Origin of the sequence: Streptomyces cahuitamycinicus (assembly GCF_002891435.1) — a bacterium.
Lineage (GTDB): Bacteria > Actinomycetota > Actinomycetes > Streptomycetales > Streptomycetaceae > Streptomyces > Streptomyces cahuitamycinicus.
This window is the reverse complement of record NZ_POUC01000288.1, coordinates 1-10,599: the sequence shown is the minus strand read 5'-3', so window position 1 is coordinate 10,599 and position 10,599 is coordinate 1. Positions and strand designations below refer to the sequence as shown.

Here is a 10,599-nt window from a genome sequence, read left to right as displayed (position 1 = left end):
CGATCAACCTCGCCCGCATTGATGCCTGGCTCACCGGCAGACCCCTCGCCCGCACCCGCGTCTCCCCCTTCGCAGCAATCCGCCCCGCTGGATGAGATCCAGCGGGGCGGATTTACCAACAGCGTCCTTCCGGGAGGGGCCTTTCCCGGCGCTACCGCACCGGCGTCGCGACCGGCGTCGGCGCGTAGCCGGTCGGCCGGGCCGTGAAGGTGCCACGGCCTTGGGTGCGGCTGCGCAACCGGGTCGCGTAGCCGAACAGTTCGGCCAGCGGCACGGTGGCGGTGACGACCGCCGCGCCCGCACGAGTGACCGAGCCGGTCACCTTCCCGCGCCGGGCGGCGAGATCGCCGAGCACGCCGCCGACCGCGTCCTCGGGCACGGTGACCGTGACCTCGACGACCGGCTCCAGCAGGACCATCGCGCAGGCGCGCAGGGCCTCCCGGAGACCGAGCCGGCCGGCCGTGCGGAACGCCGTGTCCGAGGAGTCCTTCACATGGGTCGCCCCGTCGGTCAGGGTGACCCGCAGCCCGGTCACCGGGTGCCCGCCGAGCGGCCCCTCGGTGAGGGCGTCCCGGCAGCCCGCCTCGACCGCCCGGACGTACTCCTGCGGCACCCGCCCGCCGACGACGGCCGAGCGGAACGCGAACCCTCCCTCCTCGTGCGGCTCCACGTCGAGGACGACATGGGCGAACTGCCCTGCCCCGCCGTCCTGTTTGACGTGCCGGAACACCAGCCCGGACACCCCCCGGCCGACGGTCTCGCGGTAACCGACCCGGGGGCGGCCGACGTTGACCTCCAGGCCCAGCTCGCGCCGGAGCTTCTCCACCGCCACCTCCAGGTGCAGTTCACCCATGCCGGACAGGACCGTCTGCCCGGTCTCCGGGTCGGACCGCACGGCCAGCGAGGGATCCTCCTCGGTCAGTCGCGCCAGCCCCGACACGAGCCGGTCGGTGTCACCGGACCGGCGGGACTCGACCGCGACCGACACCACCGGCTCGGGCACACCGGCCGGTTCCAGGACGAGCGGCGCGTCCGGTGCGCACAAGGTCGAGCCGGCGCGGGCGTTCTTCAGCCCGACCACGGCGACGATGTCCCCGGCGACTGCCCGGTCCAGCGGGGCGTGCCGGTCGGCCTGCACACGCAGGATCCGCCCGATCCGCTCGCCGCGCCCGGCGCTCGCGTCCCACAGGGCGTCTCCCTTCTCGATGGTGCCGGAGTAGATCCGCAGGTAGGTCAGCCGTCCTGTCGGGGTGGCGTGCACCTTGAATGCGAGGGCGGCCGCAGGTGCCGCGGGGTCGGCCGGCCGGGCCTGCTCCTCGCCGTCGTGCGTACCGCTGACCGGCGGCACGTCCAACGGTGACGGCAGGTAGGCGACGACCGCGTCGAGCAGCGGCTCGACACCGCGGTTGCGGTACGCGGAGCCGCACAGCACGACCACGCCGTCACCGTCCCGGGTCACCTCGCGCAGCGCCGAGGAAAGGGTCCCCTCGGACAGCGCGCCGGTAGCGCAGAACTCCTCCAGTGCGCCCGGGTGCAGTTCCGCCACGGCCTCCTCCAGCGACCGGCGGCGCGCCAGGGCCTCGCCCCGCAGGTCGCCTGGCACCGGCACGTCCTCGGCGGTGCCGTCGTCGGCCCACAGCAGTGCGCGCATGCGCACCAGGTCGACGACGCCGGTGAAGGAGTCCTGCGCGCCGACCGGGAGCTGTACGGCCAGAGGCGCCGGGTGCAACCGCTCCCGGATCGAGGCCACGGCGGCGTCGAGGCGCTTGTGCGTGGTTCCGGTGGCGAACAGGATCCGTTCGGTGACGGTGGTCTTGCCGGCGTCGACATGGGCGAGGATGCCGAGGTTGCGGACGACGGCGAGCGGGTTGAGGTGGGTGCGCACGGCCCGGGGCCTTTCGGTGCGATCGGGTATGGGGCAGCGCGATGTCCGGGCGAGCAGGGCGGGGCGGCACACTGCCCTGACAGCACGTCAGGGTGTTTCCGCGTCCGGCGTTCTTCGTCCGGTCAGCCGATGCCGCCGCGCAGCGGGCACCGGGACGGCGAAGACACGAGGATCACCTCGTAGCGCGGCAGGAAGACGGCGACAGCGGTGTGGTCACGCATGGCCGTCTCCCTTCGTCCGTCACAGCGGTGCACCGCGCGGATCGTGGGCGGCGCGGGTACATGGGTGAGTGTAGGGAGGGCAATGGGGCGTGGGCCAGGGATTATTGCGGAGTCCCGCGGGTGCCAGAAGTCCGGGGTTCCGTCGCGTATCGGCCGCCGGGGATCCGGCGGTGGTTACTGGTTGGACCTACCGAGCCTCGCTTCGCCCCTCTGGTGTCGGAGCGGCTCAGCTGCATCGTCCGGTTCGCGCTCTACTCGCGGGGCCGGTGACTGCGGACTCTGGCCGTATGGGGGCTGTTGATGACGGGCTGCGTCGATTGCAGGTCGGCCAGTACGCGTGTCCGCGCTGTCGGTTGCCGCAGGATCGCGTGGCGACGCTCGAGCAGGACTGGGTTCTGCTGGAGCCGGGGGTGGAGGTGTTGGCGCATCTCGTGCCGGCGGAGCACCGGTGGATCACCCTGTCGGACGGTCGTGTCACGGTGTACGGGGTGTGCCCGCCGGACGGATCGCAGCGCTGCCGGATCGAGCACCGGCTGACCTGCTCGAAGCAGCCGTTGCCGGACCTCTGGCCGTGGCTGACGGCCCTGCGGGCGGAGAATGCCCGGGCGGCGCAGCGGCGGACCGACCCGGAACCGCCCCGCCCGCCGCAGGCATGGCCGGACGCCGGGTAGGCGTGGCTCGCCCGTAGGACGGAGCCGAGGCGCGGAGCCCGGCCCGGGCCTCCGAAAGGCCCGGGCCGGACCGCTATCTGGGCGGGGTCGGGGTGTCGTGGGTGCGGTGCATGGCCTGGACGTCGAGGTCCAGCCGGACGGTCGGGCCGACCACGGTGATGCCCCGGGCCGGCATGGGACGCCAGTTGAGTGTGTAGTCCTCGCGGTGCGGTTCCGCCGTGGCCAGGGCCGCGCAGCGCGACTCCTGGCCGTAGCCGCCGTTCACCGTGCCGAGGTACGTCGTGTCGAGGGCCACCGAGCGGCTGACGCCGTGCATCGTGAGGGAGCCCTGCAGCACCCACTCGCTACCGCCCCGGTAGGCGAAGCGCGCGCTCGTGAAGTCGAAGTGCGAGAAGCGCTCGACGTCGAGGAAGCCGGCGGACCGCAGGTGGTTGTCGCGGGTGCTGTGCCGGTGGTGATCAGGACCGCCCCCTGAAGGCGTCCGCGTGTTCGGCGGCCCACTGGGCGAAGCTGCGCGCCGGGCGACCGGTGACCTTCTCCACGGCGCCGGAGACCGTACGGCCCACCTCCGGGGTGTTCCCGTACGCCTCCAGCAGGAAGCCGACGACGTCCTCGGGGAGACCCGCCGCCCGCCACTGCGCGAGGGCCTGCTGCTGCGTCAGCTCGACCAGGGTGATCTCCCGGCCGACTGCTGCGGCGATCGTCTTCACCTTGTCGCCGACGGTGAGCACCTCCGGGCCGGTGATCACGTACTCCTGGCCGCCGTGCCCCTCCTGTGTGAGGGCGACCGCGGCGACGGCGCCGATGTCGCCCTCGTGGACCATGGAGCTCAGCCGGTCGACGAACGGCTCCCGCACCTCGCCCGCCGCCACGATCCCGTCCGCCCATTCCAGGGCGTTGGCCATGAACTCGACCGGCATGAGTACGGTCCCGTCCACGCCGTCGTCGGCGCGCACCGCGTCCTCGAGTGGGGTGGGGCCGCCGCCGTGCAGCACGGTGACGCGGCGGACCCCGGCGGAGCGGGCGAGCTCCAGGAGCCGGGGGCCGGTCTCCAGCGGGCTGAAGGCAGCACCGCCGAAGGTGATCAGATGGAGGCCGGTGACGCCCTCCAGGGCCGGGGCCAGGCCGTCGGGCTCGGTCAGGTCGCCCTCGACCACCTCGACACCGGCCGGGAAGGAGGCCCTCGTGGCCTCACGCGTCAGGGCACGCACCTTGTGGCCCCGGTCGAGCAGTTCGGCGACGACCTGACGGCCGACGGTTCCGGTGGCGCCCGTGACGAGGATCTTCTGCGTCTGAGTCATGCCATGACCCTAGGAAGGCTTGCGGTCACCTTCTGTCCGCAAGGCCGGGAAGAGATGCCCCGGCTTCCCATACTGGTCCGCAGGGGGTGGGGGCATTGGCGGAACGACGGCTCACGCGGCAGGACTTGGTTCGCCGCCGACGACGAAGCGGCTTCGTCGGAAGACGCGATGAGATCAGCACCTTCCGGACGAATCTCGCCCGGAATCCCGAGGCGGACGACTACCAGTTCCTCCACCACGTGCACGGCATCGCCGGTGTGGGCAAGACGTCTCTGCTGCGGCAGTGGGTCGCCATCGCCGACGAGCACGGCGCTGCCGCGGTCCATCTCGCCGATCCCGTTCACAGTGCTGTCGAGGCGATGGCAGCCATCAGCGAGCGGCTGAGCCGTCACGCGCTTCCGATGAAGAGGTTCGACAAGCGGCTGGCGCACTATCAGCAGCGGCTGCACGAGGCCCAGCAGGCGCTGAGAGCGCAACCGCCTCAAGAGGAGAGCATCGGGGAACCGTCACCGCAGCCCTCCCTGCCCCGGACCATCGCGGCGCAGGTCGGTCTCGCGGGCCTCGGAATGGTGCCCGTGGTGGGCGCGCTCGCCGGGGCGGTGGACGCGGCGCAAGTCGTCGAGGGGGCACATCGCCTGGGTTCCGCCGTCGGCGGCCGTCTGCGCTCCCCCGACGACGTGCGGCTGCTGCTGGACCCCGTCGGAGTGCTCACACCGGTATTCCTGGAGGATCTGGCGGAACTGGCGGAGCGGCGGCCGTGGGTCGTCCTCTTCATCGACGTGTACGAACGCACGGGCCCCGCGCTGGATGCCTGGCTGCGCGACATCGCCCTCACCGATGTCCACGGTGCGCTGGCGGCGAACGTACAGATCGTGCTGGCCGGGCAGGGGCGCCTCGACACACGATTCTGGGGCGACTGGCTGGACCTGGTCAACGACGTCAGCCTGGACGTCTTCACGGAGCAGGAGGCGCGGGCGCTCCTCGCCCTGCAGGGCATCACCGTCGAGCAGGTGGTGGAAGTGATCCTGCACCTGTCGGGCCGGCTGCCCGTTCTCGTGCACACGCTCGCACAGGCGCGGCCTTCCGACGCGGGGGCGGTGGCGGACCCGTCCGGTACGGCGGTCGAGCGCTTCCTCAAGTGGGAGACCGACCCGGCTCGACGTACTGCTGCCCTGGCCTGCGCCCTTCCCCTTCGCTTCAACGAGGATGTCTACCGTTCCGTTGTCCCGCCGGAAGCCGCCGACCAGTACCCGTGGGTGCGCGGACTCGCCTTCGTGACCGACCGGGCCGGCCAGTGTCGATACCACGATGTCGTCCGTACCCCCATGCTGCGTCTGCAGCGGACTCAGTCACCCACGCGCTGGCAGCAGGACCACACGTCCCTCGCCGAGCTCTACCGGTCGTGGCGGCTGCGGTGCGAGGAGAATCTGCCCGAAGAGGAACGCTGGACGGATCCCCTGTGGCGTGACCACCGCTGCAACGAGACGTACCACCGGCTGTGCGCCGATCCCCGACAAGCGCTTCCCGAGGCGCTCGCGGAAATCACCGAGGCCTGTGAGCACGACGGGGGCGCGGTGCGTCGCTGGGCCCAGTTGCTTGCGCAGGCGGCGGCGGACACGGCGGACGAAGCCCTGACCACGTGGGGGGACCGGCTGACGTCCGCTCCGGGACAGGAAGCGTCGGCTGTCGTGAGCACGCTGGACGTGCTGCTGGGACATCCGGGACTGCCCCCCTCCGGCCAGGTGCGGGCCAGACTCGTTCGTGGCCGGGCCCATCGCCGCGCTGAGCGATATGCCCAGGCACACGGGGACTTCGCTGCGGCTCTCACACTGGCGCCGGACGATGCGGTGGCCCACGTGGAGCGCGCGCTCACGTACCTGCTGACCGGCCGGCCGGACCAGGCACGAGCGGACTACACACGCGCCATCGAGCTGAACCCGGATCTCGACTGGGCCTACGTCGGGCGTGCTCAGGCGCTGCGGATGCAGGGGCACATCGCGGCAGCGCTGTCCGATCTCGACCGCGCTCTGGCGATCGACCCGGAATACGCGGCGGCCCGCGCCGAACGCTCGCTGATCCTGTGGGAGACACAGCGTCGGGACGAAGCCCTGCGGGAGATGGCGCGAGCGGCACAGTACGCCCCGCCGAGCTCCTGGTACCGGCTGGCGTGGCTACGGTTTCTCGGCCGGCTGGGCCGCCACACGGAGGTCGTGAAGCACACCGACGGACTGCTGGCCGAGGCCTACCTCCCCTCCCCGCACCGGAGTGAACTCCTCGCCTACCAGGGCTGGGCACTGCACTGCCTCGGACGGGACGACGAGGCCCTGCCCCGGCTGGCGCAGGGGACGGAGCTCGCCGCAGCGCCGCCGGTCGCCTTCGCCCGATACGGATGGGTGCTCTGGGAGGCCGGCCGGCTGGAGGAGGCCGAGCAGAATTTCAGTCGTGCCTTGTCCATGGCGCCGGACCACACATGGTGCCTCGGGGGGCGGGGCATCACCCGTATCTACGACGGTCGCCAGGACGAGGCGATCGATGATCTCGCACGGTCGTTCGCCCTGCAGTTGGACATCTCCGTCGCGACCGCCGAGGCACGGTTGGCGAGACCCCTCGTCACCCTCCTGCGTGAGCACATGGACACCGATCGCGCCGCCCTGGGCGCCGCCATCCGCCTCTCGGCCATCGTCTGCGTGCAACAGGAGTGGCCGGGACTGGCCCGTTCTGTCGCATCGGTACTTCTGCTGCGCCCCGGCCCGCGGCTCCTGGCGGGCGGCCTCAGGCTCATCCGTCAGGTCGACGAGACGGTGGGCGGCAAGCCGGTGGACCGGCACGCCTGGGTCACGAGACTCGTCAGGTCCGTCCTGCGCCTCATCACCCGGCACTCACCGGGCGGGAACGCAGCGACACCGGGCCCCGGCGCCGGCGTCACCAGCACGCTCCCGCCGCAGTGACGCCGGCCCCGGTCGCTTCCGTGGTCATCCCGGCTCCTCCGCGTCGTCGACGTCCGCTTCTTCCATGAGGGCGCGCTCAGACGGGCCCGAGGATGCGCCGCACCCCGGACGGCGCCCGGGCAGCCGCCGCTGACCTGGACCCTGGACGCCCTGCGTCACCGAGGCGCACAACCGGCCGTGCGGACGCGCGACAGGCCGTGCGGACGCCCCGACAAGCCGTGCGCACGCGCAACAGCTCGGGCGGGCCGAGAAAGATCTCGACCCGCCCGAGCTGATTTGTGTCCGAGGGGGGACTTGAACCCCCACGCCCGATAAAGGGCACTAGCACCTCAAGCTAGCGCGTCTGCCATTCCGCCACCCGGACCAGGTGTCTGCCGCCTTGCCAGGGGTGTTCCCCGCGGCGACACGGACAACAATACCAAGGTTTCGGAGTGCCTTTCACCTGCGTTTCCGTGCACCTGGCGGGGGTCCGGGACCTCGCGCTCCGATACCTCTAGGGTCGCACCATGAGTGACTGGATGGTTACGCAGGGCTCCTCGGCCGGGCGTCGCCCGCGTGCGCTGTCACCGCTGAGGGAGCATCTGCGGGACACGTTCTGGTTCGCCCCGACCGCGGCGATGGTGAGCGTGTTCGTCGTCTGGGTGGGGGCGCAGGTGCTCGACGCGGCGATCGTCGACGCGCTCCAGGAGGACCGGGACTACGAGACGCTCGACGAGCTGCTGCGGTTCGCGGAGGACGCGAAGGCCGTGGTGACCGCGGTCGGCTCGGCGATGATGACCTTCATCGGTGTGGTCTTCAGCATTTCGCTGGTGGCCGTGCAGATGGCGAGCGGGCAGTTCACCCCCCGCGTGGTGCGGCTCTTCGTCCGGAGCCGGATCACCAAGGCGACCTTCGCGGTGTTCCTTGCGACCTTCGTGCTGACCCTGCTGGTCCTGACGAGCTTCGACAGTGTCGAGGACCCCCGGGCCGTCACGTCGGTGCCGCTGGTGCAGTCCGTACTCACCCTCGGCATGGTCGGGCTGAGCCTGCTGCTCTTCGTGCTGTACGTGAACGCCACTCTGAGGCTGATGCGGATCAGCCACGTGATCGCGCGGATCGCCTCTGAGTCGTTCCGGGTGGCCGCCTCGATGCCCGTGCCGGTGGGCGGGCAGGAGGCCTCCGGCCTGGGCGCTGTAACCGCGTGGGTGCCGCACGAGGGCCGGGCGGGGGTGCTGCGGGACGTACACGTCGCGCGGCTGGTGCGGGTGGCGCGCAAGCACGGGGTCGTGCTGCGGCTGATCCCGCGGATCGGGGACTTCGTGGTGCCGGGCATGCCGGTACTGGCGGTCCACGGCGGGCCGGTCCCGCCGCGCCGGGTGCTGCGCTACGCGATCTCGGTGGGGGTCGAGCGGACCTACCACCAGGATCTCGGCTTCGGGCTGCGGCAGTTGTCCGACATCGCGTTGCGTGCCCTGTCGTCCGCGATCAACGATCCGACGACCGCTGTACAAGCGCTGGACCGTGTCGTCCAGTTCCTGGCCGCGCTGAGCCGACGGCCGCTGGACGCCGCCCTGTACCAGGACCGGGCCGGTGCGGTGCGGCTGGTGCAGCCGGTGCCCCGCTGGACCGAGCTGGTGGACCTCGGGTTCACCGAGGTGCGGATGAGCGCGCCCGGGAATCCGCAGGTGTGCCGGCGTATGCTGGCCGGCCTGGACGACCTGCTCCTGCTCGCGCCGCCGGAACGGCGCGAGCCGCTGCTGCGCCATCGCGAACTCCTCCGCCAGGCGATCGACGTGACCGCATCGACCCCGGCGGACCGGGAGTTCACACTGCGCCCGGACCGGCAGGGGATCGGCTGAGGGACCCCGGGCACGCCCGGACACGTGGCGGAAGACGCCCGGGCGGCGTCACGGAGGGCGCTCGGGGCGGCGGCAGGGCCACCCGGCCTGGCCGGAGCGGCGTCGGACCGTGTCCGGCGTCCGACGCCGGAACCCGCCGCGGGACGGACCGCGTGGCGAACCGGCGCCGGACGCACCCCCTCGTCAGGGCAGCAACTGGTACTCCGGGAAGTTCCCCGGCAGCCGCTCCCCCTCCGGGCCCCGCGTCACGGCGCGCACCAGCAGGTCACCGCCGACGAACGCGCCGCGCCAGGAAGCTCCGAGCCCGCCGAACAGTTCGTCGCGGTCGCCCCGGGAGCGGGGCGTGCCGTGGCCGACCTTGAACGCGCGGATGTGCGGGGCGAGCCGGTCGTACGTCGCCCGGTCGTCCGTGGACAGCGTGGCGACCAGTGCGCCGTTGGAGGCGTTCATCGCGGCCAGCAGCTCCGCCTCGGTGTCGACCAGGACGATCGTGTCGACCGGGCCGAACGGCTCCGCGTGGTGCAGCGGAGAGGACGGGGGCGGGTTGAGGAGCGTGACCGGCTGAACGTAGGCGGAGGTGTCCTGGCCGGGCAGGAAACGGGCGTCACCGGGCGTGGCGCGGTGCAGCGGTACTGCGCCGCGCTCGATCGCCTCGGCGACCTGGTCCCGCAGTTCCTTCGCCTTTGCCGCGTTGATCAACGGCCCGAAGTCCAGCTCCGGGTACGGGTCGTGCCGGTACTCCACGGCGAGCGGATGCCCGACGCTGAGCGTGCGCACCGCCGGGAGGTACGCCGCCAGGAAGGCGTCGAACAGGTGCCGCTGGACGACGAAGCGCGGGTACGCCGTGCAGCGCTGCTTGCCGTAGTCGAAGAGCTTGGGAATCACGGCGGTGAGCGCGTCCCAGTCCGAGTAGTTCCAGATGCCCCAGGTGTTGAGTCCTTCCTGTTCGAGTACGTGTCGCTTGCCGAGGTCGGCGACGGCCGTGGCCACGGCGGCGCCGGTGTCACGGCCGCCGACGAAGGAGACGCAGCCGATCTCGGGCGCCCGTACCAGCGCCTGCGACAGCTCGCCTCCGCTGCCGCTGACAAGGGTCACGGGGATTCCCTCGCGGGCGGCCAGGGCGCAGGCCAGGGTCAGACAGGCGACACCGCCGTCGGTCGGGGTCTTGGCGATGACCGCGTTGCCTGCCAGTGCCTGGACCAGCATTGCGTGAACGAGCACGCTCATCGGGTAGTTCCAGCTGGCGATGTTGGACACGGGGCCGTCCAGCGGGGCGCGCCCGGCGAGCATCGGTTCTATGCCGTCGACGTACCAGCGGACCCCGTCGACGGCCCGGTCGACGTCCGCCTGGGCGAGCCGCCAGGGCTTGCCGATCTCCCAGACGAGCAGCAGCGCGAGCAGAGCGCGGTGTTCGGCGAGCGCGTCGAGGGTGGCCGCGACCCGGGCCCGGCGCTCCTCCAGGGGGAGATGGCGCCAGGCGCGGTGCTGGTCGAGTGCGGCGCATACGGCCCGGTGAGCGGTGGTCCCGTCCAGGCGTGGCGGGCCGGCGATCGGGCTGCCGTCGACGGGGCTGACGGCGGGCAGGACCCGGCCGTCGTCCTGCCAGGCGCCGTTCCAGTGGTTGAGGACCCGGTCGTCACGGAAGGCCTCGGGAGCGACGGCGAGACAGCGCCGCCACGCGTCGGGCCAGGACGTGCCGGTCTTGAGGGTGAGGGTGGGTGCCATGGGGTTGCTC

6 protein-coding genes, 1 tRNA gene and 1 pseudogene are annotated in these 10,599 nt (G+C 72.0%); 3 read left to right on the top strand and 5 right to left on the bottom strand.

Annotated elements, in window-relative coordinates:
- Window positions 1-151: 151 nt before the first annotated feature.
- Window positions 152-1,885, bottom strand: a complete 1,734-nt coding sequence (locus C1J00_RS29815; protein ID WP_102912096.1) for an elongation factor G — start codon at window positions 1,883-1,885, stop codon at window positions 152-154.
- Between the two features lie 508 nt (window positions 1,886-2,393).
- Between C1J00_RS29815 and C1J00_RS29810 the strand changes: the two genes are divergently transcribed.
- Window positions 2,394-2,777 carry a DUF6083 domain-containing protein gene (locus C1J00_RS29810; protein WP_102912095.1) on the top strand — a complete coding sequence of 128 codons (384 nt, stop codon included), beginning with the start codon at window positions 2,394-2,396 and terminating at the stop codon, window positions 2,775-2,777.
- Between the two features lie 73 nt (window positions 2,778-2,850).
- On the opposite strand, the pseudogene C1J00_RS29805 reads toward C1J00_RS29810, so the two are convergent.
- Window positions 2,851-3,225, bottom strand: a pseudogene (locus C1J00_RS29805) (YceI family protein); the annotation flags it as partial.
- Window positions 3,226-3,235: 10 nt separating this feature from the next.
- Entirely contained in the window at window positions 3,236-4,078 is an 843-nt protein-coding gene (locus tag C1J00_RS29800) for an NmrA family NAD(P)-binding protein (protein ID WP_102912094.1), read from the bottom strand.
- Between the two features lie 95 nt (window positions 4,079-4,173).
- Between C1J00_RS29800 and C1J00_RS29795 the strand changes: the two genes are divergently transcribed.
- Window positions 4,174-7,026 carry a tetratricopeptide repeat protein gene (locus C1J00_RS29795; RefSeq protein WP_102912093.1) on the top strand — a complete coding sequence of 951 codons (2,853 nt, stop codon included), beginning with the start codon at window positions 4,174-4,176 and terminating at the stop codon, window positions 7,024-7,026.
- A gap of 279 nt (window positions 7,027-7,305) precedes the next feature.
- Here C1J00_RS29795 and C1J00_RS29790 read toward each other — a convergent pair.
- Window positions 7,306-7,390, bottom strand: a tRNA-Leu gene (locus C1J00_RS29790).
- A gap of 142 nt (window positions 7,391-7,532) precedes the next feature.
- On the opposite strand from C1J00_RS29790, the gene C1J00_RS29785 reads away from it, so the two are divergent.
- Complete coding sequence (locus C1J00_RS29785; RefSeq protein WP_102912092.1) at window positions 7,533-8,864, top strand: DUF2254 domain-containing protein; 1,332 nt, start codon at window positions 7,533-7,535, stop codon at window positions 8,862-8,864.
- Window positions 8,865-9,047: 183 nt separating this feature from the next.
- Here the strand turns inward: C1J00_RS29785 and C1J00_RS29780 are convergent, their stop codons facing one another.
- Window positions 9,048-10,589, bottom strand: coding sequence for an aldehyde dehydrogenase family protein (locus tag C1J00_RS29780; protein ID WP_102912091.1), 1,542 nt, complete (start codon window positions 10,587-10,589; stop codon window positions 9,048-9,050).
- Between the last annotated feature and the right edge of the window lie 10 nt (window positions 10,590-10,599).

What these genes read in the sequence shown, in the direction of transcription:
- C1J00_RS29810 (WP_102912095.1), top strand. Translation starts at nt 2,394, where the DNA reads ATGGGGGCTGTTGATGACGGGCTGCGTCGATTGCAGGTCGGCCAGTAC.
- C1J00_RS29800 (WP_102912094.1), bottom strand. Translation starts at nt 4,078, where the DNA reads ATGACTCAGACGCAGAAGATCCTCGTCACGGGCGCCACCGGAACCGTC.
- C1J00_RS29785 (WP_102912092.1), top strand. Translation starts at nt 7,533, where the DNA reads ATGAGTGACTGGATGGTTACGCAGGGCTCCTCGGCCGGGCGTCGCCCG.
- C1J00_RS29780 (WP_102912091.1), bottom strand. Translation starts at nt 10,589, where the DNA reads ATGGCACCCACCCTCACCCTCAAGACCGGCACGTCCTGGCCCGACGCG.